The sequence below is a fragment of the Pseudonocardia sp. HH130630-07 genome, from assembly GCF_001698125.1.
Classification (GTDB): domain Bacteria; phylum Actinomycetota; class Actinomycetes; order Mycobacteriales; family Pseudonocardiaceae; genus Pseudonocardia.
This window is the reverse complement of sequence record NZ_CP013854.1, coordinates 1,971,315-1,997,135: the sequence shown is the minus strand read 5'-3', so window position 1 is coordinate 1,997,135 and position 25,821 is coordinate 1,971,315. Positions and strand designations below refer to the sequence as shown.

The window sequence follows — 25,821 nt, the reverse complement described above, 5'->3', positions numbered from 1 at the left end:
CGAGGAGCGGCGCGTGCCCGTGGTGAGGAGGAGCCGTCATGGCGACCGTTTTCCTGTCGATCATCGCAAGCACGGGAGCAGGCCTGGCGGTCGCTTCCGGGCTCGTCGCGTACGCGCAGCGCAACTGGAAGGGCTACGGCCGGGTGTCCACCGCGGAGGAGTCCGCCTGATCGGCGCTGCGGAGGAGTCCGCCTGATCCGCACCGCGGAGGAGCCCGCCTGATCGGCACTCAGCTCAGGGCCGCCAGGGCGAGGCCCGCGTACACCGCGACACCGGCCGGGAACGCGGCCTCGTCGAACAGCACCCGGTTCGAGTGGTTCGGGGCGGCCTCGGCGGGTGCCACGGCGGGCGGCCGCGCGCCGAGGAACGCCAGCGCGCCGGGCACCCGCGCGAGGACGTAGGAGAAGTCCTCGGCGCCCATCAGCGGGTCCGGCATCGGCACGCAGGCGCCGGCCCCGAGCACCCGGCGGCCGACGTCGGCGAGCACCGCGGCGGCACCGTCGTCGTTCACCGTGGGCGGGTAGCCGGGGACGATCGTGACCTCCGCGGTGCAGCCGTGCGCGAGCGCGGTGTGCCGGCAGTGCTCGGTGATCTCCCGGTGCAGCAGCGCACGCACCGGCTCGGACAGGGTGCGCAGCGTCCCGGTCAGGTCGGCGGTCTCCGGGATCACGTTGTCCGTGGTCCCGGCCTCGATCCGGGCGATCGTGAGCACGGCGGGCTGCTGCGGCCCGACCCGCCGGGTGAGCACGGTCTGCAGCCCGCCGACCATCGCCGCGGCCGCGGGGACCGGGTCGCACGCGTCCTGCGGGGCCGAGGCGTGCCCGCCCCGGCCGGTCACCCGCACCCGCAGCACGTCGGCCGCGGCCATGATCGGGCCCGGCCGGTGGTGCAGTTCCCCGCTGGGCACGGTCGAGGAGATGTGCAGGGCGAACGCGAGGCGGGGGTCGTCGTCGAGCAGGCCCTCGTCGATCATGTGCCGGGCCCCGTGGAAGCCCTCCTCGCCCGGCTGGAAGGCGAACACCACCCGCCCGGCCAGCCGGTCGCGGTGCCCGGCCAGCAGCCGTGCCGCCGACGCGAGCATCGCCGTGTGCGTGTCGTGCCCGCACGCGTGCATCGCGCCGTCGACCTCCGAGGCGAACGGCAGCCCGGTGTCCTCGGGCAGCGGCAGCGCGTCCATGTCCCCGCGCAGCAGCACGGCCGGGCCCGGCCGTGCCCCGTCGAGCGTGGCGACGACCGAGTCGCAGGCCGACCCGGTCCGCACCGACAGCGGGAGGTCGTCGAGCGCGCGCAGGACGGCGTCCCGGGTGCGGGGCAGGCGCAGGCCGAGTTCGGGGTGCCGGTGGACGTCCCGGCGGAGCGCGACGGTGCGGGGCTGCAGTGCACGGGCCCCGGCGAGCAGGCCGTCGGGCAGCGCGGCCACCGCGCCCGGGGGCGTCAGGGGCGGCGGAGAAGGGCTCGGCATCAACCGATCGTCGCCCACCACCGCCCGCCGGGCGACCGGCGACGGCGATGTGACCACGCATACCCCGTCGTGGCGTGGCTCACAACAGCCGTCCGACGTACCGTTGTCGCGTGCCCACCCAGAGCGTCGAGGCAGCCCCGGACACCCGGGGCTCCGCCCTGCCCGGATTCGCGGTCGCCGCGCTCCGGGAGGAGGGCCGGTGGCGCTGTGTCCGGCTCGCCGCGACCGCGCTGGTCGATCTCGACGCGGCGATCACGGCACTGCGCGCGCAGCGGTCCACCGGCGCCGTGCTCGGCCTGCTCGACGTGGACGACGAGTTCTTCGTCCTGCTCCGCCCGTCGCCCGGCGGGGTCCGGCTGCTGATCTCCGACGCGGCCGCCGCCCTGGACTACGACGTCGCGGCGGACGTGCTCGACCTGCTGCGCGTCGAGATCCCGCAGGACGACGACGCGCTGGACGACCCGTGGCCGGAGGGCGACCTCGGGATCCTGGCCGACCTGGGGCTGCCGGCCGACGAGCTGGAGGTCCTGGTCGGCGACCTGGAGCTCTACCCCGACGAGCAGCTCGACACGATCGCCCGGCGCTGCGGGTTCGACGCCGAGCTGGACGCGCTCGTCAACTCCTGAGTGTCCGGCTCCGTCCGCCCCGCCGACGACCGCGCGCTCGTCCGGGCCCTCGAGGTCGCCCGGTCCGCCCTCGCGACCGGGGACGTGCCGATCGGCGCCGTCGTGTTCGCCGCCGACGGCACCGAGCTGGCCGCCGCCTGCAACGAGCGCGAGGCGTCCGGCGACCCGACCGCGCACGCCGAGGTGCTCGCCCTGCGCGCGGCGGCCCGCGTGGTGGGGGAGTGGCGGCTCACCGGCACGACGCTGGCCGTGACCGTGGAGCCGTGCACGATGTGCGCCGGCGCGATCGGGCTGGCCCGGGTGGACCGGGTGGTGTTCGGGGCCTGGGAGCCGAAGACCGGTGCCGCCGGTTCGCTGTGGGACGTGCTGCGCGACCGCCGATCGGCCCACCGGCCCGAGGTCGTGGCGGGCGTCCGTGCGGACGAGGCGGCCGCGCTCGTGGCGGGGTTCTTCGCCGGCCACCGTCGGTGACCCCCTGGGCGATCACGCGCGCGGCGTCTAGTAGCCTTCTCGGCGGTAGCGTGTCCGAGCGGCCGAAGGAGCGCGCCTCGAAAGCGCGTGAGGTTCATAGCCTCCGTGGGTTCAAATCCCACCGCTACCGCTGGTCAGAGGGCCGGATCCCGAATCGGGATCCGGCCCTCTGTCGTTTCCGTGTTCCCGTGGCCGTCGCGGACGCTCACGGGCCTGGCTCACGCTCACCCGATCGCGCGAGCATCTGCGGGAGCGGTGAGCGTCCGGGCAGTGATGCGGCTCGGTGCCGGGTGGGTCAGGTCGCCCGGCGCGGGCCGTAGGTCATGCGCCGGAGCACCGTCTCCGCGGGGCCGCGGCGCCCGGCCCGTTCCAGCGCGACCGCGAACCCGATGCCCAGCAGCCACGTCGCCACCGCCAGTACCGCGACCTGCCACACGCTGAGCACCGAGCCGAGGCCCAGTGTCCAGGCGGGCAGCAGCGCGCAGAAGACCACCGACTGCCCGAGGTAGGCCGACAGCGAACGACGACCGGTGGCGAGCAGGGCCGGCGGCGCGACCCGGGTCGCGAGCAGCCCGAACACCGCGGCGAACCCGATCCCGCCGGCGATCCCGCCGACCTGGTGCAGCACCCCGCCGAGCAGCGTCGCGCCGGTGCCGGGATCCCACCAGCCCACCGTGGCGAACGCGAGCGGCAGCCCGGACGGCACCGCGAGGACCAGCCCGGCGACCGCCGTGCGGCGCAGCAGCCGCCGGTGCCGGCCCGGGTCGTCGAGCAGCCCGCGGCGCGCCGCGAGCGCCCCGAGCGCGAGCATCCCGGCGGTGACCAGTGCGGACGCGATCGTCCCGCCGAGCCACTCGACCGTGTGCCGGACGAGTGCGGTCGTGAGGTCCGGCGCCGCCATGCTGGGCCACGCCAGGCCGGTGGGCAGCCCGTTGGAGACACCGACCGCGGCGTTGACCGCGGTCCCGGCGACGGCCAGCGTCACCAGCGTGCCGGTCCGCCCGCGGACCAGGATCCCGGCGCTCAGGACCAGCAGCAGCCCGTAGCCCCCGACGATGTCGGCCGGGAACAGCAGGATGCCGTGCAGCCCGCCGATGACGATCATCCACAGCCCGCGTCGTCGCAGGATCCGGACGGCGTCGTCCGCCGCCCGCCGCCGCGCCGACTGGACGGCGCCGTACCCGACGAGCAGCGCGAACAGCGGATAGGCCCGGCCGTCCACGAGCACCATCTGCAGCACGGTGACGACCTGGTCGGCGATCCCGAGATCGGCCGGGTACCCGCGCAGCCCGGGCGGTCCGTGCAGGTAGAGGTGGATGTTGGCCAGCGCGATCATCAGCAGCATCGCGCCGCGGGCCAGGTCGGGGGCGACGGCGCGGGCCGACGCGGGAACGGAGCCGGTCAGGGTCTGGGACACGGGACGGGAGTCAAGGGTGTGCCGCAGGAACAGGGTCAAGCTCGTGCGTCGCCGGTCACCGCAACGGTTGACCCTGTTCCTGCGGCATGGTTTGTAGTGGTGGCCATGGGGTGGAGCACGCAGGAACTCGCCGATCTCGCCGGGACCACGGTGAACGCGGTGCGCCACTACCACCGCGCCGGTGTGCTCGACGAACCCGGGCGCACCCCGAACGGCTACAAGCAGTACCGCGCCGATCACCTCGTCCGGCTCGTGCAGGTCCGGCGGCTGCGGGACTCCGGGGTCCCGCTCGCGCAGGTCCGCGGGATCCTGGACGGGGACCCGGGCTCGGCCGGGGCGCTGCACGCGTTGTACGGGGAGCTGGGCTCGACGATCGACCGGCTGCAGCGGATGCGGGACCAGCTGGCCGCGGTCCGGGAGCACCGGGTCCCGGTGGACACCCCGGAGCGGTTCGTGGGCGTCCCCCGCCCGCTCGGCGACCGCGACCGGGCCCTGGTCTCGGTCTTCGCCCGGGTCTGGCAGGGCGACCGGCTCGAGGACCTGCGCCGGCTGGTGTCCGAGCGGGACGACTACGAGGACGACCTCGACGCACTCCCCGCCGACGCCGACGACGCGACGATCGACGCGATCGCCGGACGGATGGCCGAGGCGCTCGCCCGGGACCACGCCCGGTTCCCCTGGTTGCGGGACCCGACGAGCGGGTCCACCGGTGGCCGGGCCCTCGTCGAGTCCGTGGTCGGCCCGGTCATCGCCGAGATGTACAACGCGGCGCAGATCGCGGTCTTCCTGCGTGCGGTCGCCCGCCTGGCCCCGGGCACTCCGGTGGGATGAGGCTGCCGGTCGCCGTCGTGGGCCCGGTGGGAACGTCCGGTACGCCCGCCTCCGACCCCGGTCCGACGGCAGGATCCGCCCCCGCTCCGATGCGACGCACCCCCTCCCGGCGGGAACCTGGGTGCACAGCGAGACGAAGAGGGAGCAGGAGATGACCACCATGAGTGCCGACCACAGCAGCCCGGCCCCGCGCGCCGGGGACCCCGACGCCTACCCCGTCCTCACCGTGCTGATGCTGATGCTCGGCGGCTTCGTGCTGCCGGTCGTCGGCTGGCTGGCCGGGGTCGTGATGCTGTGGACCGGCCGGGCCTGGAGCACCGGCGAGAAGTGGCTCGGCACGCTGGTCTGGCCGGCGGTCGTCATCGTGCCGGCCGTCCCGCTGCTCTCCGCCGGCCTGCTGGGCGGGATGAACCAGATCGGTGCCGGTGGTGCCTGGCTGGTCGGGCTCGGCCTGCTGCTCGGGGCCGTCGGCGTGCTGGGCCTGCTGCCCTGGACCTTCGTCCGGCTGCTGCGCGCCGGTCGGCGGTGAGCCCGGGCCCGTCCCGCCCCCACGTCTCCGCACCCGCCGCCGGACCCCCGGCGCGGGTGCGGACCCGTTTCCGCGGTCACCCGTACGGGTGGTTTGCCCTGCGACCAGGCAACGTCGTCATGCGGATCGGGAGAGGGCGTGTCCTCCGCATCTGCGGATAAGGGTGCCCTCACCGAAAGATCGTTGACCTGGGAATCGGGCATCACGGGCGATCGTGACGGCGGAATTCCGTCGACACCGCCGGTTGCTACCGGCGCGTAACCGTCGAACGACGTGCCTCGTTGCCTGCTCCGAGAGCCCGCGGCCGTCCTGCTCCCCGCACCGGACGCCGCCGGGGCCCGAGCACCGCCGCCCCCCGGAGAGGACAACGATGCCCGCTCAGAGCGCCCCCGAGCGCCCGGCGCCAGGCCAGGAAAAGAAGAACGTCAGCCGGCGTCGCTTCCTCGGGTACCTGGTGGCCGCGCCCACCCTGGTCGTCGCGGCCGAGATGGGCCGGCAGACCTTCTTCAGCGGCGTGCCGCAGGCCAACGCGGCGGCGATCCCGTCCCCGCCGTTGCCGGCCGAGCTGTACGACCTGCTCGACGCCCTGCGCGACGCCGCACGGCCGACCGCGAACCTCATCCGGATCGAGGTCAACCGGGACGGCACGGTGTCGTTCGCGCTGCCGCGCGCCGACAACGGCCAGGGCATCATCACCTCGACGCAGATGATCATCGCCGAGGAGATGAACCTCGACCCGGACCAGGTCAACGTCACCCTCGCCGACGCCCGTCCCGAGCTGGTGTTCAACCAGCTGACGGCCGGTTCGAGCACGACGTTCACCACCTACACCCCGATCCGGGTGGCGGCGGCGCTCGCCCAGGGCCGGCTGCTCTCCGCCGCGGCGAACGAGCTCCGCCAGGACGTCAACGTCCTGAAGAGCCGCCAGGGCCTGATCACCGGCCTGAACGGCGAGGAGCTGCCGTTCGGCGAGCTGACCGAGGCGGCGTCGTCGGCGGTCAACGAGGCGAGCGAGGTCGTGCTCAAGGACCGTGAGCAGTTCACCGTCATCGGCACCCCGCGGACCAAGTCCGACGCACGGGCCATGGTGACCGGGAAGAAGCAGTTCGCCACCGACCTGCAGATCCCGGACGCGCTACCGACCGTCATCTGCCGCGGGCCGAACCTGAACTCCGCCCCGCAGGGCGCCAACAACATCGACGAGGTCCGGTCCATGCCGGGCGTCACCGACGTCGTCGAGTGCCGGACCGGCGTCGCGGTGCGGGCGAAGACCTTCGGCCAGGCCGTCGACGCGGTCAACGCGCTGGACGTCAACTGGGACGGCGGCACCGTCGAGGGCGAGAACGACGAGTCGGTGCTGCAGAAGCTGCGGGCCGGTGAGCTGCCGCTGGCCGTGCCGCAGGTGCCCGGCGAGACCGTCGAGGGCGACTTCGCCTTCTACTTCCGCAGCAACTCCTCGCTGGAGACGAACTGCGCGGTCGCCGACGTCCGCGGGAACACCGCCGAGATCTGGGGCCCGGCGAAGAACCCGATCGCCGCCCAGGCCGAGATCGCGAAGAAGCTCGGGATCGCGCAGAACGCCGTGACCTTCCACGTCATCGAGGGCGGCGGCTCGTTCGGCCGCAAGCTGTTCTTCGACGCCGCGGAGGAGGCCGCCGAGGTCTCCCAGCTCATGGGCAAGCCGGTCAAGCTCATGTGGACCCGGGCCGACGACTCGCGCCAGGGCCGCACGCACCCGATGGCGACCACCCGGGTGCGCGCCCAGGTCTCCGGCGACACGGTGACCAGCTTCGAGATCCGGCACACCAGTGTCGCGACCGAGGGCAACCCCGGCCTCGGTGAGGCCGTCACCGCGGCGGCGCAGAAGGCACCGGGCGGGAACTACACGGTCTCCCAGGCGCTCTACCTGACCACCCAGACCAACCCGTACAACGTCGGCGTGGCGACCTCCCTGCTCAACGAGGTCGACATGCGGTTCAACACCAGTTCGATGCGCAACATCTACTCGCCGGACACGGCGACCGCGCGCGAGCTGATGATCGACCAGGTCGCGGCGAGGATGGGCAAGGACCCGTACGAGTTCCGGTCCGCCTACACCAAGCTGACCCGCTGGAAGAACGTGGTGGACCGGGCCGCCGAGGAGGCGGACTGGGGCAAGTCGATGCCCGAGGGCACCGCCCAGGGCATCGCGATGCACGTCGAGTACAAGGGCGTCGCCTGCGCCGTGGTGGAGCTGGACTGCCGTCCGGAGACGGTGAACCGGCAGATCCGCTCGGCCCGCACCGGTCCGCGGGTCACCAAGGTGACCTACGTCGTCGACGTCGGCCTGATCATCAACCCGCGCGGTCTCGAGGCGCAGATGATGGGCGGGATCAACGACGGCATCGCGATGACGCTGACCTCCGGGCTGCACCTGGAGGACGGCCACTTCGTCGAGGCGAGCTGGGACAACTACTTCTACACCCGGCAGTGGAACACGCCGCCGGAGATGAACATCGTGCTCATCGAGGACTCGGAGGCCCCCGAGCCCGGTGGGGCCGGCGAGTTCGGCGTCGCCGCGACCTGCGGTGCCATCGCCTGCGCCTACGCACGCGCGACCGGTGAGGTCCCCACGTACTTTCCGATCCTGCACAAGGATCCGCTGCCGTTCGAGCCGTACCCGACCATCCCGCCCGTGCCGCCGTCGCCGACCGACGGCCGCGAGCTGGCCCGCTGAGGGAGACCGCCATGTCCCAGCACACCTTCACGCTCAACGGCGAGCGCGTCACCGTCGAGGTCGAGGACGACGTCCGGCTGTTGTGGGTCCTCCGCGACGTGCTCGGCGTGACCGGCCCGAAGTACGGCTGCGGGATCAACGTCTGCAAGGCCTGCACCTCGCACCTCAACGGCAAGGCGTTCAACCCGTGCGCGACGCCGGTCGGCACGCTGGCCGAGTCCGACGAGATCACCACGATCGAGGGCCTCGCCGACGGCGACACCCTGCACCCGATGCAGGAGGCCTGGATCGACGGCGACGTCGCCCAGTGCGGGTACTGCCAGCCCGGCCAGATCATGGCCGCGGTCGCGCTGGTGAAGCGCTGCCAGTCCGAGGGCCGCGCGATCGACGACGCCGCCCTCGACGAGATCCGCAACATCTGCCGCTGCGGCACCTACAACCGCATCCGTGAGGCGATCAAGGCCGGCGCCGACAACATGTGACCACCGCGCGGGCGGCGTCGGCCGTCCGCGTCGTGGACCCTGCTCCCCGACGAAGAAGGACGGATGCGATGAAGAACCGGATGCGCCGCACCCTGGTGGCGGCGACCGCCATCGGTGCGGTGGCGTTCCCGCTGGCCGGGATCGCCGCGGCCGACGACGACGAGCACGGCTACCCGAGCACCCAGAGCCCGACCCAGGGGGTGGACGCCGTCGGCGCCACCGCCGGGACGTTCGGCGCCAGCGGTGTGGACGCGCTCGACACGTACTCGCCGAGCAACCGGCAGGACGGCGTCAACGGAACCGACACCGAACTGCCCCAGGCCGACCCTCGGTTCGTCGAGGGACCCCTCGGCGGGCTGCTGGTCAACGGACCCTTCGAGTAAGGGGCTCCCCGGACGGCGGTGGGACCGGTTCTCCCGGTCCCACCGCCGTCACGCCGTGCCCGGGGTGGCGGGCCGCCCGCCGAGGTAGAGTTCCCCGAGCCGCGGGTCCGCGAGCAGCATGGGCGCCGGCCCGCTGATGTGCACCCGGCCCAGGTCGAGCACGCAGCCGACGTCGGCGGTCTCCAGCGCCCGCCGGGCGTTCTGCTCCACCAGCAGGATCGCGATCCCGGCCGTACGCATCCGGTCGATCTGCTCGAACACGACGCCCGTGGTCTTCGGGTCGAGCCCCATCGACGGCTCGTCGAGCAGCAGGACCTTCGGGTCCACCATCAGCGAGCGGGCGAACTCGACCTGCTTCTGCTGCCCGCCGGACAACAGCCCGGCCAGCGACCGCCAGCGCTCGCCGACCACCGGGAACAGCTCCGTCACGAACCGGATGCGCTCGTCGATCCGGGCCCGGTCGGTGATCGAGTAGGCGCCGAGCCGGACGTTCTCCTCGACGGTCATCTCGCGGAACACGCTGTGCCCCTGCAGGACGTGCGCGAGCCCGGCGGCCAGCATCTGCTGCGGGCCGTGCCCGGTGACCTCGCGCCCCTCCACCCGGATGGAGCCCGACCGCGGCGCGAGCATCCCGCTGGCGACCTTGAGGACGGTCGACTTGCCGGCCCCGTTCGGGCCGACCAGGCAGACGACGGAACCGGCGTGCACGTCCACCGAGAGCCCGCGGAGTACCAGCGCGGCGCGCCCGTACCCGGCCTCGATGTCGGTGAGTTGCAGCAGCGGGGTCTCAGACACCGAGATACGCCTCCAGCACCGCCGGGTCGGTACGGACGTCGTCGGGCGGGCCGTCGGCGATCGGCCGTCCGCGGTCGAAGACGACCACGTGGTCGGACAGGCTCATGACCAGCTCCATGTTGTGCTCGACGATGACGAAGGTGCGGCCCTCGGCGTTGAGCCCCCGGACGAGGTCGGCGATCCGGTCGATGAGCGCCGGGTTCACCCCGCCGGCCGGCTCGTCGAGCATGATCGTCTCGGGTTCGGCCATCAGCACGCCGGCGAGCTCCAGCAGCTTCTGCTGCCCGTAGGACAGGTCCCTGGCCTCGGCGTGCTCCAGGTGGTCGATGCCGACCCGGTGCAGCCAGCCCCGGGCGCGGTCGACGTCCTCGGCCGACCGCGAGCCCCGCAGCAGCCGGGCGAACGAGCGGTCGCGCTGGGCGACCAGGACGTTCTCCAGCACGGTGAGCCGTCCGAAGGTGCGGCAGAGCTGGAAGCTGCGGCCGATCCCGGCGGCGGCGATCCGGTGCGGGGCCCGGCCGGTGATCGCGGTGCCGCGGTAGTCCACGGTGCCCGAGTCCGGCCGGATCATCCCGGTGACGCAGTTGAAGAACGTCGTCTTGCCGGAGCCGTTCGGGCCGATCAGCGCGTTGATCCGGCCGTGCTGGAAGGTCACGCTCGCGGCGTCGACCGCGCGCACGCCGCCGAAGGACTTGGTGAGGCCGTCGGTGGACAGGCCGACCTCGGTACTGGTCCGGGTGCCGGTCATCGCCGGGCCTCCGTCGGTTCGGGGGTCTCGGGGACGCGGTCGCGGTCGAGCACCTCGTCCGCGGTGACCTCGCGGATCGAGCTGCGTTGCGGCCGGAAGCGGTCGACGAGGCCGGAGACGGCGGGGATGACCCCGTCCGGCATGAACAGCACGACGACGCCGAGCAGCAGGCCGGTCGCGATCAGGTGGAACTGGGTGTCGCCGAACTCCATCTTGAAGTACTCGATCGCGACCCCGACGACGACGGCGCCGAGCAGCGGCCCGAACAGGTGCCGCACGCCGCCGAGCAGCGCCATCAGCACCATGTAGGAGCCGACCAGGATGGAGAACTGGAAGATCGGGTCGAGGTCGCCGAACCAGAGCCCGTACAGGCCGCCGCCGAGCCCGGTGAACATCGCCGAGACCGTGTACGCGACGAGCTTGTAGGCGAACGTCGGGACGCCGAGCGACTGGGCCTTGTCCTCGTCCTCCCGGACGGCCTTGAGCGCGAGCCCGAACCGGGACCGGTCGAACGCCCACCACACCACGAGGACGACGGCGAGCAGCGCCGCGAACAGGTAGTAGAAGACCAGGTGGTGCTCGGGCCGCAGCAGGTCCGGGAACGGCCGCGGCACGACCAGGCCGTTCGAGCCGCCGGTGAACTCGCCCCAGCTCTGGAAGACCAGCAGCAGGACCAGCACCAGCGCGATCGACACGATGACGAACGAGGCGCCGCGCACCCGCAGCGCCGCGATCCCGATCGGCAGCGCGATCGCCGCGACGATCACCCCGGCCAGCGCGAGCGCCAGGAACGACGGCATCCCGGCCCTGGTCACCAGCAGGGCGGTGCCGTAGGCGCCGAGACCGAACCATGCGGCGTGGCCCAGCGAGATGTAACCGGTGAGCCCGCCCATGACGTTCCACGAGGTGGCCAGCACCGCGTAGGACAGGACGACGACGGCGGCGGAGAGGATGTAGGCGTTCGGCGCGACGAACGGCACGACGAGCACCGCGATCGTGCCGACGGCCAGCGCGAGGGTCCTAGAAACGTTGCGCAAGGCGACCTCCGAAGAACCCCTGCGGACGGAGCATGAGCGTGGCGAACAGGGCGATGTAGAAGACGGTCTGCGCCCACGTCGTGCCCATCGGCAGCTGCAGCAGGCCCTGCCCGATGCCCAGGACCATCGCGGCGATCGCAGCGCCCGGGATGCTGCCGAGGCCACCGACGACGATGATCGCCATCAGCGGGCCGATCCAGTGCCAGTGCAGTGACGGGTAGATCGTGGCGTCCAGCGACAGCGCCGTCCCGCCGACGGCGGCCGTCGCGAGACCCAGGCCGAAGCCGTAGGCGGCGGTCCGGTCGGTGTCGACGCCGACCAGCCGGGCCGCCTCCGGGTGCTGGATGGTCGCGCGCAACGCCGTCCCGAACCGGGTCCGGGTCAGCACCAGCCACAGCGCGAGCAGCGCGACTGCGGCCAGCCCGAACGCGATGAGCTTGACGACCGCGATCCGGGCCCCGAACACCTCGAAGCTCGCACCGCTGTAGCCGAGCTGAATGCGCCGCTGGACGCCGGTGTAGAAGAACCCGAGCGTGCCCTCGATCGCCAGCGCGATCGCGAACGTCAGCAGCACCGACATCATCGTCAGGCTGGCCGGTCGGAGCCGGGAGATGAGCAGCCGCTGCAGCGCGACCCCGACGCCGAAGAACAGCGGCACGGTCACCACCAGCGACAGCAGCGGGTCGATGCCGAAGCGGGTGTTGACGTCCCACGCCAGGTAGGCGGCCAGCACCAGGAACGCGGCGTGCGCGATCATCACCACCCGCATCACGCCGAAGTAGAGCGTGAGGCCCGCGGCCAGCAGCGCGTACAGCCCGCCCAGCAGGATGCCGAGCACCAGGCTCTGCAGCAGGAGCGACCCGGTCACCAGTTCACCTTCGGGAAGGTGAACTCCGCCTGGGCCTGCTCGGCCGGCAGCACGATCCGGATCTCGCCGTCGACGTACTGCTGGATGAGGTGCGCCGACTGCGGGCGGCCCTGCTGGTCCCAGGACAGCGGGCCGACGACGGTGTCCACGGTCGCCCCGCGCAGCCAGTCCACGAGCTGCTGCTGGCAGTCGCCCTGCTCGGCGCAGCCGACCGCGCTGACCGCGGACGCCACTACCTGCCCGGTCGTGTAGGCGTTCGCCTCGTCCTCCGACGGCGGCGAGCCGAACATCTGCGTGTAGTGCTCGACGAACTCGGGGTTGGACGGGAACGACGCCTCGGGCGTGTAGCCGGTCGGCGCGAGGATGCCCTCGGTGCGCGCCCCGATCGCGGCCGGGAACTCCGGGTTCGTCGGCGCGGTCGAGAACGCGGCGAGCCGCGGCTGGTAGTTCAGCTGCTGCAGCGCGACGATGAGGTTCACCGCGTCCTGGTACTGGGTGCCGCCGACGACCATGTCGGCGTTCGAGTCGGCGATCTTGGCCGCGATGCTGCCGAAGTCGGTGGTGTTCGGCGGGTAGACCTCGTCGACGACGGTCCGGACGCCGGCCGCCTCCAGCTTCGCCTTGAGCCCGTACGCGGTGCCCTGGGCGAACGGGTCGTCCATCGCGGCGTACGCCGCCGTCGCGGGCCGCTGCTCCGCCGGCATCGCGATGATCTGCTGGGCGAGGTTGTCGTAGTGGTCGTCGGCGATCGCCGGGGCCGCGTAGAACAGGTTGTCGAAGCCCTGCTCGAAGACCTCGGCGGCGGCCCCGGCCGGTTCGACGAAGAGCATCCCGTACTCCTGGGCGACACGGGCCGACGGCACGACCAGCCGGGTGGAGAACGGGCCGAAGACGAGGTCGACGCCCTCCTGGGCGATCAGCGCCTCGTAGTCGGCGACCACCCGGTCGGCGCTGGACTGGTCGTCGAGGATCCGCAGCTCGACCTGCCGCCCGAGCAGCCCGCCGTTCGCGTTGACGTGGGAGGCCCAGGCCTCGTAGCCGCGCTGCACGCCCTTGCCCGGTTCGGAGAAGTCGCCGGTCAGCGGCAGCGAGACGCCGATGAGGATCGGGTCCCCCGGGCCACCGCCCGCGCCGGCACCGCCACCGCACGCCGAGACGAGGAGAGCCAGTGCGGCGACCACACAGCCCGTCCGGAACCTGCTTCTGACACCCATGGGCTCTCCACACTCATCATCGAGCAACGGAAGCGCTTTCGGAAGCGCTTTCGTACCGTAGGCTGCCGACGTGTCCGGCGACAAGGTGCAGATCGGACGGCGCGACCGAAATCGGAAGGGTGGGCCGGTGGGGGAGGGCTCCACGAACCGGCGGTCGGTGCCCCGGCTGGCCGACGTCGCCGAGCAGGCCGGGGTGTCGCTGGCCTCGGCGTCCCGCTCGCTGTCGGGCAGCGACGGAGTCAGCGAGTCGATGGCCGCGCACGTCCGCGAGGTGGCCGCCCGGATCGGCTACATCGCCAACGTGCACGCCCGCACCCTGGCCGGGGGCGCGACGTCGACGGTCGGCCTGATCGTGCACGAGATCGGGGACCCGTACTTCTCCGAGATCGCCAGCGGGGTCATCGCCGAGGCCGACCGGCACCGCCTGACCGTGCAGATCTGCCACTCCGGCCGGGACCCGGGGACCGAGCTGCGCCAGATCCGCTCGCTGGTGGCGCACCGGACCGACGCGATCATCGTGGCCGGGTCCGGCTACGTCGAGCGCGCCCAGCAGGCCGAGGCGGCGGCCGCGCTGCGGTCCTTCGAGTCCTCTGGCGGCCGGGTCGCCGTGATCGGGCGGCACCACCTGGCGGCCGACGCCGTGCTGCCGGCCAACCGGGAGGCGGGCCGGGCCGTCGCCGCGCACCTCCTGGCCCAGGGCCACCGCCGGATCGGCGTGCTCGCCGGTGCGGCCGCGCTGACGACGGTCGCCGACCGCCTCGCCGGCGTCGAGGACGCGCTGGTCGAGGCCGGGATGGCGCCGGGCGCGCTCGCCGTGCACCACGCCGCGTTCACCCGGGACGGCGGTGCGGCCGCGGCGCACGAGCTGCTCGACGCCCGCCCGGACCTCACCGCGCTGCTGGCGCTGAACGACGCGATGGCCGTCGGTGCGCTGTCGGTACTGCGGTCCCGCGGCATCGGCGTGCCGACGGAGGTGTCGGTCGCCGGGTTCGACGACGTGTCCTTCGCCGCGGATCTCGCGCCGGGCCTGACCACCGTGCGGCTGCCGATGGCGCAGATGGGCGCCTGGGCGCTGGACCTCGCGATGAAGCCTCCCGCGGCCCGGCGGCGGACCCGCCGGACCGGCTTCGAGCTGATGGCCAGGGGATCGACCGGTCCGGTCCGCGCCCCGTCGTGACGATCCTCAGTGCAGGAACTTCAGGCCCGCGACCCCCGCGACGATCGCGACCAGGCACAGCAGCCGGGCCGTCGTCGCGGGCTCGCCGAGTGCCACCATCCCGTAGATCGCCGTGCCGACCGCACCGATGCCGACCCAGATCGCGTACGCGGTGCCGACCGGCAGGTCCCGCAGCGCGAGCGACAGCCCGCCCATGCTGAGCACCAGGGCGACGCCGAACACCACCGACGGGGCGAGCCGGCTGAAGCCCTTGCTCTGGGACAGCGCCGCGGCCCACACGGTCTCCAGCAGACCGGACACCACGAGGTAGATCCACGCCATGACGAGCTCCTTCTCGGGCGTCGTCTTGGCGTTCCGGGTACGGCGCGTCTCGTCCGGGGAACCGCCGGTGGGCGATCCACCCTCAGGATGCCCGGCGCACCGGCGGAGATCCAGTCGTGGTGACCGGTCTGACCAGCTCGCTCAGCCGGGGGAGCGGGCCAGCGCCATCAGGTGCGAGGTCGATCCGGTGATCGCCGGGTCGCGCTCCAGACGTTCCAGGCAGCGCAGGACGAACGCCCGGCCGTCCGGGTCGGCGAGCCGGGAGGACAGGTCCGGTGCCCATTGCAGCGGGCCCTCCACCGGGAGGACGCCGACGTCGACGAGCCCCGCCTCGGCGAGCTCGTCGTGCAGCTCGGCGCAGGTGTGGAAGAACGTGCTGGTGAAGTAGTCCGGGTGCGCACCCGGGTTGCGGTGCTGCCCGCTGCGCAGCGTCTCGGCGACGATCCCGACGAACGTCCCGTCGGCGAAGAACCCGCGGTGGAAGCCGTCCAGCATGCTGGCGTAGCGGGAGATCGCGGCGACGGCGACCGGGGCTCCCGGTCGCGCGACCCGGCGCGCCTCGCGCAGTGCGCGCACCCGGTCGGCGCGCTCGGTGAGGTGGTAGAGCGGCCCGAGCAGGAGCACCGCGTCGTAGCTCGCATCGGGCGCCGTGAGCGCCAGCGCGTCGCCGACGGCCGCCCGGACCGTCCCGGGGGCCGCGGCCTGCTCCACGTGCTTCGGCACGGGATCGACGAGATCGACGGTGTACCCGCGGCCGGCGAGCCAGTGCGCGTGCACCCCGGGCCCGCCGCCGACGTCGAGGACCGTCGCCGGTGCACCGGGCAGTACCCGTTCCAGCAGCACCCGGGTGCGCAGGAGTTCGAGCGACGGCGCCGCGGTGAGCCGGGAGCGCTCGTCGGCCGCGGTGTAGTGCGTGACGAGTTCGGTGCGGTCCTGCATGGCGCCGGACCCTAGGGACGCCCCACAGCCGGAGCCTCCGGTTTTCCCTCGCACCGGCTCCCCGGCCCGGCACGACTCCCCGGCACCCGCACCGGTCCCGGCCCCGTGCGGTGACCCGGATCCCGTGCGGACGTCGCTGCTCAACCGGGCCGTACGTCGTCGCGCAGCCGGTAGTCGTGCAGGAGGACCGGGGCGCCGTCGGGGGTCTTCCACTGCGCCGTCCGGGATCCGGTCCGGACCCACCCGGTCCGCTCGTACAGCGCCACGGCGGCACCGTCGCCGAGCGCGGCGACCTCCAGGGTGAGCGTGAGCCCGTGCCGTTGCGCGTATCCGCGGACGGTGTCGAGCAGCCGCGCCGCGACTCCCCGGCGACGCCCGGACGGACCGACGAACAGCCGGGTGACGACGCAGCTCCCCGGCCCGTCTCCGCACAGCCCCACGTGACCGACGACGGCCCCGGGGGTCACCCCGCCATCATCGCCCTCCCGGGCCGCATCATGGCGGGCATGGTGCGCTCACACGTCGTCACCGGGGCCGGGCGCGGGATCGGCCGCGCGATCGCCGGGAGGCTGCTGGCCGGCGGCGACGCCGTCGTCGTCCTCGATCGCGACGCGCCCGGCTGGGTCCGCGACCATCCCGCCGGAACCCGGGTCCGCGCGGTCACCGGCAGTGCCGACGACCCCGCGGTCGCCGAGGCCGCGGCCGACGCCGCCCGGCAGCTCGGCACGTTCGGCGGCTGGGTGAACAACGCAGCGGTCTTCCGGGACGCTGCCCTCGACACCGATCCGCCCGGGGCGATCGTCGACCTCGTCACCGCGAACCTGGCCCCGGTCCTGGTGGGATCCTCGGTCGCCGTCCGGCGGTTCCGGGACGCCGGCACCGCCGGGTCGATCGTCAACGTGTCGAGCCACCAGGCGCAGCGCGCCGTCCGTGGGGCGCTGCCCTACGCGACGGCGAAGGCGGCGATCGAGGGGTTCACCCGCGCCGCCGCCGTCGACCACGGTCCACAGGGGATCCGGGTCAACGCGGTGGCGCTCGGCTCGGTCACCACCGAGCGGTACGAGGAGTTCCTGGCCGGGCAGGACGCGGCGACCGCCGAGCGGACCCGCCACGAGATGGCCGAGATCCACCCGCTGGGCCGGGTCGGGCTGCCTTCCGAGGTCGCCTACCTGCTGTCCGACGCGGCCGGGTTCGTCACCGGAGCCGTGCTGCCGGTCGACGGGGGGCGTGCCGCGCGGGGTCAGGACCCGGAGGCCCGCTGATCGGGCCACCCCGCCCGGGCGAGGATCTCCTCGATGACCGGGCGTTTCGCCTCGGCGTAGACGTTCACGTCCGGCCACTCCCGCCCGCTCAGGGACCGTTTGACCGCCTCGTAGCGGGAGCGGTCCGGCTCGTCGGATCGCAGCCGGTCGCGGAAGAGCAGGAATCTGCGGACCTCCGGATGCGCGGGCGGGTAGCAGTGCACGTTGACCTGCTCGCCCGGATCGCCGGTCCGCAGGACGCGGTGCGCGTGCTGGCGTACCCGCAGCCGGTACCCCGCAGCGAGGAGATCGGGCAGGTAGGCGGGCTCGTCGTCCGGGTCGTCGATACCCACCACGATGTCCACGATCGGCTTCGCCGCCAGCCCGGGGACCGACGTCGACCCGACGTGCTCGACGAGCCGGGCGCGCTCGCCGAGCAGGGTCCGGAGTTCGGCGGCGCGGGCGGTGAACCGGGCGGGCCAGGCCGGGTCGTACTCGGACAGCGTGACGAGCACGGGCTCGGGCCCGTCCACGAGGGCGGCGTGGAGCGCGGGGTCGGGCATCGGGCGGCCTCCGGGGTGGGCAGCGTTCGAGGCTATCGCCGCCGCCGGCCGGCTGGCACCGTCCGTCCGGTGACCGATCCCGTGGACGACCTGATCCGCTACCTCGGCGAGGCCCGCTCGGCGATGCTGTGGAAACTCGACGGCCTGGACGACTACAGCGTCCGTCGTCCGATGACCCCGACCGGGACCAACCTGCTCGGCCTGGTCAAGCACCTCTCCGCCGGAGAGCTGACCTACTTCGCCCGCGCCTTCGACCGCCCGACCGGCGACCTCGCCTTCCTCGAGACCTTCGATCCGTGGGAGAACGAGGACATGTGGGCCCGCGCCGACGAGCCGCGGGCGGAGATCGTCGACCGGTACCGGCGGATCGCGGCGCACACCGACCGGATCCTGCGGGAACTGCCGCCGGAGACCGTCGGCACCGTGGCGCACTGGCCGGCCGGACGCGACACGGCGACGCTGCACCACCTCGCCGTCCGGATGATCGGCGAGACGCACCGGCACGCGGGGCAGGCCGACGTCCTCCGGGAGGGGCTCGACGGGGCCGCCGGGCACCGCAGCGACGAGTCGAACCTGCCGTCGGACGACGCGGCCTGGTGGGAGCGGTACGTCGGGACGGTCGAGGCGGCGGCCCGGGCCGCAGGGAGGTGACGGGCGACCGGATCGAACGCGTCGACCCGCCGGCGCTGGCCGTGGTGGTGGGGGAGCACCTGGGCGGTGCCCCGGCCGTCGAGGCGGTGTCCACGAATGGCCAGGTCGGGGCGGTGTTCGTCCGCTGGCCGGACGGGCGACGCCGGGTCCTGACCCGGGTCCCCGGCGCCTCTCGGTCGCTCCACGTACTCCGGGCGCTGCGCCGGGGAGGCCACCCCGTGCCCGCGGTCGAGGCCGTCGTCCCGTTCGGGCCGGACGTCGTCTGGGTCCAGGAGGTCCTGCCCGGCGCTCCGGTCCGGCACGTCACGCACGTACTCCTCGACGACGTCCTCTCGTTCAACGCGGGCATGGATCGGGTCGCGCTTCCGGGTGTTCCGGCGGCGGACCTGTATCTGCTCGACGATGGTCCGGGGTTCTGCCTGCACGAGCCCCTGCGCAGGTACGACCGGCGCAGCGCTCGTCTGGACGCCCGCGTGCGTGCGGTCGGCCGGGCGCACCACGGCGCGCTGCCGGGCACCGCCGCCGTCCATCTCGACTTCCACCCGGGCAACCTGCTCACCGATGGGCGACGCCTGTCCGGCGTGGTCGACTGGGGCGGGGCGGCGCGCGGGGACCGACGGTTCGATCTGGTGACGTTCCGGTTCGGACTGCTGAGGACACCCGCGGAACCGGGCGTCGTCGAACGGGTGGACAGGATTCTGGACGGGCTCGCCCCCGACCTGCTCGTGCCTGCCTGGGCGCACATGTCGCTGCGGATGACGGACTGGTCCATCCGGCACTTCGGCTCGGAGGAGACGGAGCGGTGGATGGACCTCGCCGAGACCCGGGACTGGTGAAATGCGCTGTTCCCCCGGCGATCGGCCGGCGACCCTGTCCGGCGTGCGTACGTTCGAGGATCTGGTGTCCGAGGCCGCCGGTGCCGACGTCGACGGATGGGGGTTCGGCTGGCTGGCGGGCCGGGCCACCGAGGAGCGCCCGCCCTGGGGCTACGCCGCGCTCGTCGGCCGGCGGCTGGCGACGGCCGGGTCGGCGCTCGACATCGACACCGGCGGGGGCGAGGTCGTCGCCGGGGCGCCGGTGCTGCCCGAGCGGATGTGCGTCACCGAGAGCTGGCCGCCCAACGCCGTGCGGGCCCGTGAGCTGCTGGGACCCCGCGGCGTCGAGGTCCTGGAACCCGCTCCCGGTGCTCCGCTTCCGGTGCAGGACGGCACGTTCGAGCTGGTCACGAGCCGGCATCCGGTGGCGGCGGACTGGCCGGAGATCGCCCGCGTGCTCGCTCCCGGAGGCCGCTACCTCGCCCAGCACGTCGGCCCGGAGTCCGCGTTCGATTTGATCGAGCACTTCCTGACCCCGACGCTCGGGCAGCGCCGGTCCCGGCACCCCGACGACGACCGGACCTCCGCCGAGGCGGCCGGTCTGGAGGTGCTGGACCTGCGCACCGCCCGGTGCCGCATGGAGTTCCTCGACGTCGGCGCGGTCGTCTTCCTCCTGCGCAAGTGCGTGTGGTGGGTGCCGGACTTCGACGTCGCCCGGCACGACGCGGTACTGCGCCGCCTCGACGCGCACATCCGGACCGAGGGCAGCCTGGTCGCCCACTCGACCCGGCACCTGATCGAGGCCCGCCGCCCGGTTCGAGCTGCACGCTGACGCCCTCCCGGCGGCGGAACCGTGCACGCCGATCGGGCGAGGGGCGTGCCACCCCGGGTCATGCCCGGCGGCGCAGCGTGACGATCCCGGTGAGGGTGAGGCACAGCGTCAGCATGTACACCGCGAACGCCCAGTCCGACGGGTTCCAGGTGGTCAGGGTCAGCAACGTGATCGTCGCCCCGATCCCGACGAGGACGTAGAACAACACGTTCTCCGACCCGGGATCACGCCACGCCTTCCGCACGGTGGGCAGCGCCGCCGCGGCGTCGGCCGCCACCGCGAGGAGCACGGCGAGCGGCGCCGCGTCGAGCGCCAGCCACACGACGAGCGCGATCCCGGCGACGACCGCGCACACGACGTCGAACGCCCCCAGCCGGACGCGCGCGTGGCGGGTCGTCATCCCGGCCACGACGACGATCAACGGCCCGGTCCCCGCCCCGAGGGTGAGGACGGCGGGCAGTCCCACCCCGGCGTCGAGCTGGGCGAGGAACCCGATCAACGGTGCGGCGGCCCACAGCGACCACGTGGCGAGGTTCGGCCGTGCGGTACCCCGGAGGGTGGCGGCCGCGTAGCGGACGCTGCCGGCCAGGCCGAGCGCGGCGCCGAGGAGGACCCAGGCGGGATCGATCATGACGTGTCCGCTCCCGGTCGTCGTTGCGCCGACGGCGAACCCCACCCCGCCGCGGCCCGGCCGTCACTACGGTCCGACGTCATGACAGCGGTCACCACGCGTTCCGTGCGGTACCCGGCCGACGGCCTGACCATGGTCGGGCACCTCGCGCTGCCCGGCGGGACCGGGCGCCGTCCGGGTGTGCTGATCGGCCCCGAGGGCCCCGGACTGAACGACTTCCAGCGTCGCCGGGCCGACGCGCTCGCGAGGCTCGGGTACGTGGCGCTCGCCTTCGACCTGCACGGCGGGCACTGGTTCGGCGACCCGGACGAGATGCTCGCCCGCTGCCTGCCGCTGCTCGATGATCCCGACCGGCTGCGGGACATCGGTCACGCGGCGCTGGACGTGCTGCGTGCCGAGCCCCGCACCGATCCCGCCCGCATCGCGGCCGTCGGGTACGGCACCGGCGGTGCCGTGGCGCTGGAGCTCGGGCGGGCCGGCGTCGACCTGCGTGCGATCGCGACGGTCAACGCACTGATGACCGGACGCCCCGGCGATGCCGCGCGCATCCGCTGCCCGGTGTGGGCCGGGGTCGGGTCGGAGGACCCGATCCAGCCCGTCGCGGACCGGGACGCCTTCGCCGCGGAGATGCAGGCGGCGGGCGTCGACTGGCGGCTCGTGGTCTACGGCGGCGCCCGGCACGCGTTCCACCACCCGCCCACCGATCCGGACGGGTCCGTGCGCCCGGACAGGACCTACGGGCAGCGCGTTCCGGACGGCGTCGCCCATCATCCGCGGCACGCGCGGCGGGCGTGGGACGACGTCGTCGGGGTGCTCGCCGAGACGCTGGGGTGAGGTGCGAGCCCCGCGGTGCGCAGCGTCTCCGCGGTGAAGACGGAGATGAGCCCCACGCCGGAGTCCGCCAGTGCCTCGGCGCCGCCCTCCTCCCGGTCCACCACACACAACGCGTGGTCGATCCGCGCCCCGATGGCCCGTAGCTCGGACGTCGACAGGGCGACCTGACCGCCCGAGGTGACCACGTCCTCGACGACCAGGACCGAACGCCCGTCGACGTCGGCGCCCTCGGCGAGCCGCCGGGTCCCGTACTCCTTCGCCGCCTTCCGCACGAAGACGACCGGCAGCCCGGTGGCAAGGCTCATCGCCGTGGCGACGGGGATGCCGCCGAGTTCGAGTCCGGCGAGGACCTCGGTTCCTGCGGGCACCAGCGCAGCGGCGTGCTCGGCGATCTCCCGCAGGATCCGGGGATCGGACTCGAACCGGTACTTGTCGAAGTACTCGGTGGCGGTACGCCCCGAGCGGAGCCGGAACGACCCGGTCAGGTGCGACGCGTGGTGCAGGGCGGCGGCCAGCTCGTCACGTTCCATGGGGCGATCCTCGCGCGCCGAGATGCACGTCAGCGGGGATTTTCGAGCGCCGCCGCCCGCTGTGCTGCAGCTCGGCACGGATCGCCGCTCGGACCGTGGTGAACCGGCCCGGACGGGGAGGAACGAGACTGGAACCGGGACTGCCGAGTGCTGTCTCGTTCTCGGGTGCGCCCCTTGCGCGCGCCGATCTACGGTTCGGCGGTGACCTATCGACCGCGCATGTCCGAGAGGCGGGTGGAGGACCTGCGTCGGTGGCACGAGCGTGCTTATCAGGAGTTGTCCGCTGCTGGTGAGCGGCGCCTGTCGTATCTGGGTCTCGACCTCGTCGTCCCGCCCACGGTGTTCGCGCCGACGCCGACGTCGGACCTTCTCGGCAGGGCCGTTCTCGACGAGACGCGCGCCGACGATCGCGTGCTGGACAGGGGCACCGGTTCCGGGGTCAACGGTGTCCTGGCCGCCGGCAGGGGTGGCGAGGGTGGGGGAAGAGCGTCGTCGCCCACCTGAAGGGGGCAACTGCAGCCACAACGCCGAACGCCGGGGGCTCCGCGTGGGAACCGCCCGGCGTTCTGCCTGTTCAAGCTGGCGGAGGATAGGGGATTTGAACCCCTGAGGGATTTCTCCCAACACGCTTTCCAAGCGTGCGCCCTAGGCCACTAGGCGAATCCTCCGCAGAGGAGGCTACCCGCCACGACCGTGGGCTCCTCACCGCCCCCTCGCCCCATCGGGCGCCCAGTCCGTGGCACACTGTCCGTGGACCCCGTGCGGCGTCCATCCTGTGAACTCCCCCAGGGCCGGAAGGCAGCAAGGGTCAACAGGCTCTGGCGGGTGCGCGGGGTCCCCTCATGTCTCCGGCCGACCTCCGGAACCGTCAGGGTGCATCGGTAACCTCGGCGGCGTGGCTCTGGCTCTGTACCGCAAGTACCGCCCGGCCAAGCTGGCTGATGTCGTGGGGCAGGAGCACGTCACCGAGCCCTTGGCCGTCGCCCTGCGTGCGGGGCGGATCAATCACGCCTACCTCTTCTCGGGCCCGCGCGGCTGCGGGAAGACGTCGTCGGCGCGGATCCTCGCGCGCTCGCTGAACTGCGTGCAGGGGCCGACGCCGGAGCCGTGCGGGGAGTGCTCGTCCTGCGTGGCCCTCGCGCCGGAGGGGCCGGGCAACATCGATGTCGTCGAGCTCGACGCCGCGTCCCACGGTGGTGTGGAGGATGCCCGCGAGCTGCGCGACCGCGCGTTCTACGCCCCGGCGGAGTCGCGCTACCGCGTGTTCGTCGTCGACGAGGCGCACATGGTCACCAACCAGGGGTTCAACGCGCTGCTCAAGATCGTCGAGGAGCCACCGGAGCACCTGGTCTTCATCTTCGCGACCACGGAGCCGGAGAAGGTCCTCCCCACGATCCGGTCGCGGACCCACCACTACCCGTTCCGGCTGATCCCGCCGGGCACCATGCGGTCGCTGCTGGAGCGGATCTGCGGCGACGAGGAGGTCACCGTCGCGCCGCCGGTGTTCCCGCTGGTCATCCGGGCCGGTGGCGGGTCGGCGCGGGACACGCTCTCGGTGCTGGACCAGCTGATCGCCGGGGCGGGCCCGGAGGGGGTGACCTACGAGCGGGCCGTGGCGCTGCTCGGCGTCACCGACTCCGGCCTGATCGACGACGCGGTGGACGCACTGGCCGCGGCCGACGGGGCCGCGGTCTACGGCGCGGTGGACCGGCTGGTCGAGGCCGGTCACGATCCGCGCCGCTTCGCCTCCGACCTGCTGCAGCGGTTCCGGGACCTGATGTTGCTGCAGGTCGTGCCGGATGCCGCCGAACAGGGCCTGGTCGACGGCGCGGCGGACGAGCTGACCCGGATGGCCGACCAGGCGGCGCTGCTCGGCCCGGCCGCGCTCACCCGGTACGGCGAGATCCTGCACCAGGGCCTGGTCGAGATGCGTGGGGCGACCGCGCCGCGGCTGCTGCTGGAGCTGCTGTGCGCCCGGATGCTCCTGCCCGCGGCGACGATGTCGGACGGCGGCCTGCTCGAGCGTCTCGAACGGATCGAGCGGCGGAACGCGATCGCCCCGGAGCCCGCGGGCGGTGAGGGTGCCCCCGCCAAGCGGTTCGTCCGCGCCAGCGAGCGCGGCGGCGAGGCGCCGGAGCCCCCGTCCCGTCCGGATGCCGGAGCGGCGGATCCCGGTGCGCGGTCCGGTGGGCAGGGCGCGCCGGCGCGGCGCGGTGGCGCGTCCCCGGTGGCAGCTGTGGCAGCTGTGGCGCCGACGGTCGTCGATGGGAACGGTGGACCGGCGCAGGAACCCGGGGACGGGAGCGCGGCGGGCCCGGAACCGGCCGGTACCGGTGCGGCAGCCCGGGTCGACGGCCCCACCGGTAACGGCCCGGCGGCCCCCGGCACGCCGCCCGCCCGCCCGGCCGACGGCGATCCGGCGACCGGCCCGGAGGGGACGGCATCCGGCAGTGGTCCGGCCACGACGGAGGACGGGTCCTCGGCCGCCGCGGACACGGGCCCGAAGGACACGGGCCCGGAGGACACGGCGGCCTCCCCGGCGCCGAGCGGGCCGGGCGAGACCGCCGGGTCGAGCGGATCCGGTACGGCGACCCCTGCACCCGGTGCCGACGCCACCGGAGCGACGGACCAGGGCTCCGGTGACCCCACTCCGGTCGGTACCGGGCCCGGTACGCCCGGAACCGGATCCGGCGCCGCAGCGCCGTCCGGGTCCGACGGATCCGGGTCCGAGGCAGCCGGGTCCACGTCGGCTGGGCCCGGGGAGACCGGGTCAGGGGAGGCCGGATCCGGGACAGCCGGGTCCGGGACGGCGGGGTCCGGGACAGCCGGGTCCGGGACGGCCCGGCCGGACACAGCCGAGCCGGACAGGGCCGGAACCGGGTCCGGCACGCCGAGGACCGGGGCCCGCACCGCCGATGCGGAGCGGACCGGTTCCGGCACGGCCGCGGAGGGCGCAGCCCCGGCGGTGACGGACCATCCCGAGCCCCCGCGCGACGGCGCCCCCGCCGACGCGGTCCCGCCCACCTCCGCCCAGCCCGCGCCCGCGGTCTCCTCGCTGGACGCGACCGCCGTGCGCCGGGTCTGGCCCGAGGTGCTCGCGGCCGTCCGGCAGCGCAGCCGGAGCACCGAGGCACTGCTGGTCAACGCCACGGTCCGGGCGATCGACGGGGACACCCTGGTCCTCGCGATCGGTGCCCCGCCGCTGGCCCGGCGGCTGTCCGAACAGCGCAACACCGACGTGATCAGCGATGCGCTGCGGGCGGTGCTCGGCGTGCAGTGGCAGGTGCGCTGCGACCAGGGGGAGGCCGGGGGCGCGGCGCGCCGGGCCGCCCCGGAGCGGCAGCCGCGGCCGGTGCCGCAGCGGCCGTCCCAGCAGCGCGGGGCGTCTCCCGAGCGTGGCTCGGGCGGCGGGGCGCAGGGCCGTGGGTCCGGCCGGGCCCCCGGGCCGGACGGCGACATCCCGCTGCCCCCCGAGCCGCCGCCGGACGACGCCCCGCCGGACCCGGCCGAGTCCGGCGGGGCCCGTGGTGGCCGCAGCGCACCCGTGCAGCGGGTCAGCCAGGCCGACGCCGAGGAGGCCATGCTCGCCGAGGCCGCCGCCGAGGCGGCGAAGCCGGGGACCCGGCGCGACCCGGAGGCGGCGGCACTCGGGATCCTGGAGGAGCACCTCGGCGCCCGCACGGTCGAGCCCAAGTGACGGAGCCGGGG

General features: G+C 73.8%; 29 protein-coding genes, 2 tRNA genes, 1 other RNA gene, 1 pseudogene and 1 riboswitch. Of the genes and pseudogenes, 19 read left to right on the top strand and 14 right to left on the bottom strand.

The genetic code is table 11. The features are described 5' to 3' along the window. Nucleotides 1-38 precede the first annotated feature (38 nt). Nucleotides 39-170 carry a hypothetical protein gene (locus tag AFB00_RS35475; RefSeq protein ID WP_257785251.1) on the top strand — a complete coding sequence of 44 codons (132 nt, stop codon included), beginning with the start codon at nucleotides 39-41 and terminating at the stop codon, nucleotides 168-170. A gap of 59 nt (nucleotides 171-229) precedes the next feature. On the opposite strand, the gene AFB00_RS09645 is transcribed toward AFB00_RS35475, so the two are convergent. Further along, a complete protein-coding gene (locus tag AFB00_RS09645; RefSeq protein ID WP_083276004.1) occupies nucleotides 230-1,462 on the bottom strand; it encodes a M20 metallopeptidase family protein in 1,233 nt (410 codons plus the stop codon). 110 nt (nucleotides 1,463-1,572) lie between these two features. Here AFB00_RS09645 and AFB00_RS09640 point away from each other — a divergent pair, with 110 nt between their 5' ends. The 3 genes from AFB00_RS09640 (at nucleotide 1,573) to AFB00_RS33095 (ending at nucleotide 2,689) form a co-directional block, all read left to right on the top strand. Beyond that, nucleotides 1,573-2,088, top strand: coding sequence for a tRNA adenosine deaminase-associated protein (locus AFB00_RS09640; protein WP_083275389.1), 516 nt, complete (start codon nucleotides 1,573-1,575; stop codon nucleotides 2,086-2,088). Next, complete coding sequence (locus tag AFB00_RS09635; protein WP_068796947.1) at nucleotides 2,089-2,559, top strand: nucleoside deaminase; 471 nt, start codon at nucleotides 2,089-2,091, stop codon at nucleotides 2,557-2,559. A 44-nt stretch (nucleotides 2,560-2,603) separates the two neighbouring features. Beyond that, a tRNA-Ser gene (locus tag AFB00_RS33095) sits at nucleotides 2,604-2,689 on the top strand. Between the two features lie 165 nt (nucleotides 2,690-2,854). On the opposite strand, the gene AFB00_RS09630 is transcribed toward AFB00_RS33095, so the two are convergent. Then, nucleotides 2,855-3,976 carry a DUF418 domain-containing protein gene (locus AFB00_RS09630; protein WP_068796946.1) on the bottom strand — a complete coding sequence of 374 codons (1,122 nt, stop codon included), beginning with the start codon at nucleotides 3,974-3,976 and terminating at the stop codon, nucleotides 2,855-2,857. A 105-nt stretch (nucleotides 3,977-4,081) separates the two neighbouring features. Between AFB00_RS09630 and AFB00_RS09625 the strand changes: the two genes are divergently transcribed. The 5 genes from AFB00_RS09625 (at nucleotide 4,082) to AFB00_RS09605 (ending at nucleotide 8,917) form a co-directional block, all read left to right on the top strand. After that, nucleotides 4,082-4,807, top strand: coding sequence for a helix-turn-helix domain-containing protein (locus AFB00_RS09625; protein ID WP_068796945.1), 726 nt, complete (start codon nucleotides 4,082-4,084; stop codon nucleotides 4,805-4,807). Nucleotides 4,808-4,958: 151 nt separating this feature from the next. Continuing rightward, entirely contained in the window at nucleotides 4,959-5,336 is a 378-nt protein-coding gene (locus AFB00_RS09620; protein WP_156819467.1) for a hypothetical protein, read from the top strand. Nucleotides 5,337-5,706: 370 nt separating this feature from the next. Further along, nucleotides 5,707-8,052, top strand: coding sequence for a molybdopterin cofactor-binding domain-containing protein (locus tag AFB00_RS09615; protein ID WP_068796943.1), 2,346 nt, complete (start codon nucleotides 5,707-5,709; stop codon nucleotides 8,050-8,052). A gap of 11 nt (nucleotides 8,053-8,063) precedes the next feature. Then, nucleotides 8,064-8,534: a (2Fe-2S)-binding protein gene (locus AFB00_RS09610; protein ID WP_068796942.1), complete on the top strand. Its 471-nt coding sequence runs from the start codon at nucleotides 8,064-8,066 to the stop codon at nucleotides 8,532-8,534. A gap of 68 nt (nucleotides 8,535-8,602) precedes the next feature. Then, nucleotides 8,603-8,917: a hypothetical protein gene (locus AFB00_RS09605; RefSeq protein WP_068796941.1), complete on the top strand. Its 315-nt coding sequence runs from the start codon at nucleotides 8,603-8,605 to the stop codon at nucleotides 8,915-8,917. A 48-nt stretch (nucleotides 8,918-8,965) separates the two neighbouring features. On the opposite strand, the gene AFB00_RS09600 is transcribed toward AFB00_RS09605, so the two are convergent. From AFB00_RS09600 to AFB00_RS09580, 5 genes are read right to left on the bottom strand one after another with little or no spacing between them, the layout of a single operon-like run. Further along, nucleotides 8,966-9,712 (bottom strand): ABC transporter ATP-binding protein, encoded by a 747-nt coding sequence (locus AFB00_RS09600; protein ID WP_068796940.1) that lies wholly within the window; start codon nucleotides 9,710-9,712, stop codon nucleotides 8,966-8,968. Then, nucleotides 9,705-10,460 carry an ABC transporter ATP-binding protein gene (locus AFB00_RS09595; protein WP_068796939.1) on the bottom strand — a complete coding sequence of 252 codons (756 nt, stop codon included), beginning with the start codon at nucleotides 10,458-10,460 and terminating at the stop codon, nucleotides 9,705-9,707. The genes AFB00_RS09600 and AFB00_RS09595 overlap by 8 nt, the downstream gene beginning before the upstream one ends. Continuing rightward, on the bottom strand, nucleotides 10,457-11,497 hold the full coding sequence (locus AFB00_RS09590; RefSeq protein WP_068796938.1) for a branched-chain amino acid ABC transporter permease: 1,041 nt from the start codon (nucleotides 11,495-11,497) through the stop codon (nucleotides 10,457-10,459). The genes AFB00_RS09595 and AFB00_RS09590 overlap by 4 nt, the downstream gene beginning before the upstream one ends. Then, on the bottom strand, nucleotides 11,481-12,365 hold the full coding sequence (locus tag AFB00_RS09585; protein ID WP_068796937.1) for a branched-chain amino acid ABC transporter permease: 885 nt from the start codon (nucleotides 12,363-12,365) through the stop codon (nucleotides 11,481-11,483). The genes AFB00_RS09590 and AFB00_RS09585 overlap by 17 nt, the downstream gene beginning before the upstream one ends. Then, nucleotides 12,362-13,579: an amino acid ABC transporter substrate-binding protein gene (locus AFB00_RS09580; protein ID WP_068796936.1), complete on the bottom strand. Its 1,218-nt coding sequence runs from the start codon at nucleotides 13,577-13,579 to the stop codon at nucleotides 12,362-12,364. The genes AFB00_RS09585 and AFB00_RS09580 overlap by 4 nt, the downstream gene beginning before the upstream one ends. Before the next feature lie 70 nt (nucleotides 13,580-13,649). On the opposite strand from AFB00_RS09580, the gene AFB00_RS09575 reads away from it, so the two are divergent. Next, nucleotides 13,650-14,756, top strand: coding sequence for a LacI family DNA-binding transcriptional regulator (locus AFB00_RS09575; protein WP_231974296.1), 1,107 nt, complete (start codon nucleotides 13,650-13,652; stop codon nucleotides 14,754-14,756). Nucleotides 14,757-14,762: 6 nt separating this feature from the next. On the opposite strand, the gene AFB00_RS09570 is transcribed toward AFB00_RS09575, so the two are convergent. From AFB00_RS09570 to AFB00_RS09560, 3 genes are all read right to left on the bottom strand, one after another. Next, complete coding sequence (locus tag AFB00_RS09570) at nucleotides 14,763-15,077, bottom strand: DMT family transporter (RefSeq protein ID WP_068796934.1); 315 nt, start codon at nucleotides 15,075-15,077, stop codon at nucleotides 14,763-14,765. Between the two features lie 14 nt (nucleotides 15,078-15,091). Then, nucleotides 15,092-15,157, bottom strand: a riboswitch (guanidine-III (ykkC-III) riboswitch). 61 nt (nucleotides 15,158-15,218) lie between these two features. After that, complete coding sequence (locus AFB00_RS09565; RefSeq protein ID WP_068796933.1) at nucleotides 15,219-16,016, bottom strand: class I SAM-dependent methyltransferase; 798 nt, start codon at nucleotides 16,014-16,016, stop codon at nucleotides 15,219-15,221. Nucleotides 16,017-16,156: 140 nt separating this feature from the next. Further along, entirely contained in the window at nucleotides 16,157-16,483 is a 327-nt protein-coding gene (locus AFB00_RS09560; protein ID WP_068796932.1) for a GNAT family N-acetyltransferase, read from the bottom strand. Between the two features lie 39 nt (nucleotides 16,484-16,522). Between AFB00_RS09560 and AFB00_RS09555 the strand changes: the two genes are divergently transcribed. After that, a complete protein-coding gene (locus tag AFB00_RS09555) occupies nucleotides 16,523-17,278 on the top strand; it encodes an SDR family NAD(P)-dependent oxidoreductase (RefSeq protein ID WP_083276002.1) in 756 nt (251 codons plus the stop codon). Here the strand turns inward: AFB00_RS09555 and AFB00_RS09550 are convergent. Next, on the bottom strand, nucleotides 17,257-17,820 hold the full coding sequence (locus tag AFB00_RS09550) for a GrpB family protein (RefSeq protein ID WP_068796931.1): 564 nt from the start codon (nucleotides 17,818-17,820) through the stop codon (nucleotides 17,257-17,259). The two genes, AFB00_RS09555 and AFB00_RS09550, sit on opposite strands and share 22 nt — an antisense overlap. A gap of 69 nt (nucleotides 17,821-17,889) precedes the next feature. Here AFB00_RS09550 and AFB00_RS09545 point away from each other — a divergent pair, with 69 nt between their 5' ends. From AFB00_RS09545 to AFB00_RS09535, 3 genes are read left to right on the top strand one after another with little or no spacing between them, the layout of a single operon-like run. Further along, nucleotides 17,890-18,471 (top strand): DinB family protein, encoded by a 582-nt coding sequence (locus AFB00_RS09545; RefSeq protein WP_083275388.1) that lies wholly within the window; start codon nucleotides 17,890-17,892, stop codon nucleotides 18,469-18,471. Continuing rightward, nucleotides 18,468-19,307, top strand: a complete 840-nt coding sequence (locus tag AFB00_RS09540) for a phosphotransferase family protein (protein WP_197519808.1) — start codon at nucleotides 18,468-18,470, stop codon at nucleotides 19,305-19,307. Before AFB00_RS09545 ends, AFB00_RS09540 begins: the two co-directional genes overlap by 4 nt. A gap of 43 nt (nucleotides 19,308-19,350) precedes the next feature. Then, nucleotides 19,351-20,118, top strand: coding sequence for a methyltransferase type 11 (locus AFB00_RS09535; RefSeq protein ID WP_068800154.1), 768 nt, complete (start codon nucleotides 19,351-19,353; stop codon nucleotides 20,116-20,118). Between the two features lie 58 nt (nucleotides 20,119-20,176). Here the strand turns inward: AFB00_RS09535 and AFB00_RS09530 are convergent, their stop codons facing one another. After that, nucleotides 20,177-20,749 carry a hypothetical protein gene (locus AFB00_RS09530; protein ID WP_068800153.1) on the bottom strand — a complete coding sequence of 191 codons (573 nt, stop codon included), beginning with the start codon at nucleotides 20,747-20,749 and terminating at the stop codon, nucleotides 20,177-20,179. An 81-nt stretch (nucleotides 20,750-20,830) separates the two neighbouring features. Between AFB00_RS09530 and AFB00_RS09525 the strand changes: the two genes are divergently transcribed. After that, nucleotides 20,831-21,583, top strand: coding sequence for a dienelactone hydrolase family protein (locus AFB00_RS09525; RefSeq protein WP_068796930.1), 753 nt, complete (start codon nucleotides 20,831-20,833; stop codon nucleotides 21,581-21,583). Here AFB00_RS09525 and pyrE read toward each other — a convergent pair. Further along, nucleotides 21,517-22,113 (bottom strand): orotate phosphoribosyltransferase, encoded by a 597-nt coding sequence (gene pyrE / locus AFB00_RS09520; protein WP_068796929.1) that lies wholly within the window; start codon nucleotides 22,111-22,113, stop codon nucleotides 21,517-21,519. The genes AFB00_RS09525 and pyrE overlap by 67 nt on opposite strands. A 174-nt stretch (nucleotides 22,114-22,287) precedes the next feature. On the opposite strand from pyrE, the gene AFB00_RS09515 reads away from it, so the two are divergent. Beyond that, the gene (locus AFB00_RS09515; protein WP_156819466.1) at nucleotides 22,288-22,617 is read left to right on the top strand and encodes a hypothetical protein; all 330 of its coding nucleotides are present in this window, start codon (nucleotides 22,288-22,290) and stop codon (nucleotides 22,615-22,617) included. A 76-nt stretch (nucleotides 22,618-22,693) separates the two neighbouring features. Here the strand turns inward: AFB00_RS09515 and AFB00_RS09510 are convergent. Continuing rightward, nucleotides 22,694-22,781: transfer RNA gene (locus AFB00_RS09510), tRNA-Ser, on the bottom strand. Nucleotides 22,782-22,862: 81 nt separating this feature from the next. Between AFB00_RS09510 and ffs the strand changes: the two genes are divergently transcribed. The 3 genes and pseudogenes from ffs to AFB00_RS35750 all read left to right on the top strand — a co-directional run bounded on the left by ffs (nucleotide 22,863) and on the right by AFB00_RS35750 (nucleotide 25,810). Further along, nucleotides 22,863-22,957, top strand: an RNA gene (ffs, locus tag AFB00_RS09505) — signal recognition particle sRNA small type. A gap of 51 nt (nucleotides 22,958-23,008) precedes the next feature. Further along, nucleotides 23,009-24,646, top strand: a pseudogene (locus tag AFB00_RS34710) (DNA polymerase III subunit gamma and tau); the annotation flags it as partial. Between the two features lie 432 nt (nucleotides 24,647-25,078). Beyond that, complete coding sequence (locus tag AFB00_RS35750; protein WP_335726575.1) at nucleotides 25,079-25,810, top strand: hypothetical protein; 732 nt, start codon at nucleotides 25,079-25,081, stop codon at nucleotides 25,808-25,810. Nucleotides 25,811-25,821 lie beyond the last annotated feature (11 nt).

Bases quoted from the DNA above. Each gene is read 5' to 3' on its own strand.
- AFB00_RS35475 (WP_257785251.1), top strand. From the start codon at position 39: ATGGCGACCGTTTTCCTGTCGATCATCGCAAGCACGGGAGCAGGCCTG.
- AFB00_RS09645 (WP_083276004.1), bottom strand. From the start codon at position 1,462: ATGCCGAGCCCTTCTCCGCCGCCCCTGACGCCCCCGGGCGCGGTGGCC.
- AFB00_RS09625 (WP_068796945.1), top strand. From the start codon at position 4,082: ATGGGGTGGAGCACGCAGGAACTCGCCGATCTCGCCGGGACCACGGTG.
- AFB00_RS09620 (WP_156819467.1), top strand. From the start codon at position 4,959: ATGACCACCATGAGTGCCGACCACAGCAGCCCGGCCCCGCGCGCCGGG.
- AFB00_RS09615 (WP_068796943.1), top strand. From the start codon at position 5,707: ATGCCCGCTCAGAGCGCCCCCGAGCGCCCGGCGCCAGGCCAGGAAAAG.
- AFB00_RS09610 (WP_068796942.1), top strand. From the start codon at position 8,064: ATGTCCCAGCACACCTTCACGCTCAACGGCGAGCGCGTCACCGTCGAG.
- AFB00_RS09605 (WP_068796941.1), top strand. From the start codon at position 8,603: ATGAAGAACCGGATGCGCCGCACCCTGGTGGCGGCGACCGCCATCGGT.
- AFB00_RS09595 (WP_068796939.1), bottom strand. From the start codon at position 10,460: ATGACCGGCACCCGGACCAGTACCGAGGTCGGCCTGTCCACCGACGGC.
- AFB00_RS09580 (WP_068796936.1), bottom strand. From the start codon at position 13,579: ATGGGTGTCAGAAGCAGGTTCCGGACGGGCTGTGTGGTCGCCGCACTG.
- AFB00_RS09570 (WP_068796934.1), bottom strand. From the start codon at position 15,077: ATGGCGTGGATCTACCTCGTGGTGTCCGGTCTGCTGGAGACCGTGTGG.
- AFB00_RS09565 (WP_068796933.1), bottom strand. From the start codon at position 16,016: ATGCAGGACCGCACCGAACTCGTCACGCACTACACCGCGGCCGACGAG.
- AFB00_RS09555 (WP_083276002.1), top strand. From the start codon at position 16,523: ATGGTGCGCTCACACGTCGTCACCGGGGCCGGGCGCGGGATCGGCCGC.
- AFB00_RS09550 (WP_068796931.1), bottom strand. From the start codon at position 17,820: ATGCCCGACCCCGCGCTCCACGCCGCCCTCGTGGACGGGCCCGAGCCC.
- AFB00_RS09530 (WP_068800153.1), bottom strand. From the start codon at position 20,749: ATGATCGATCCCGCCTGGGTCCTCCTCGGCGCCGCGCTCGGCCTGGCC.
- AFB00_RS09525 (WP_068796930.1), top strand. From the start codon at position 20,831: ATGACAGCGGTCACCACGCGTTCCGTGCGGTACCCGGCCGACGGCCTG.
- pyrE (WP_068796929.1), bottom strand. From the start codon at position 22,113: ATGGAACGTGACGAGCTGGCCGCCGCCCTGCACCACGCGTCGCACCTG.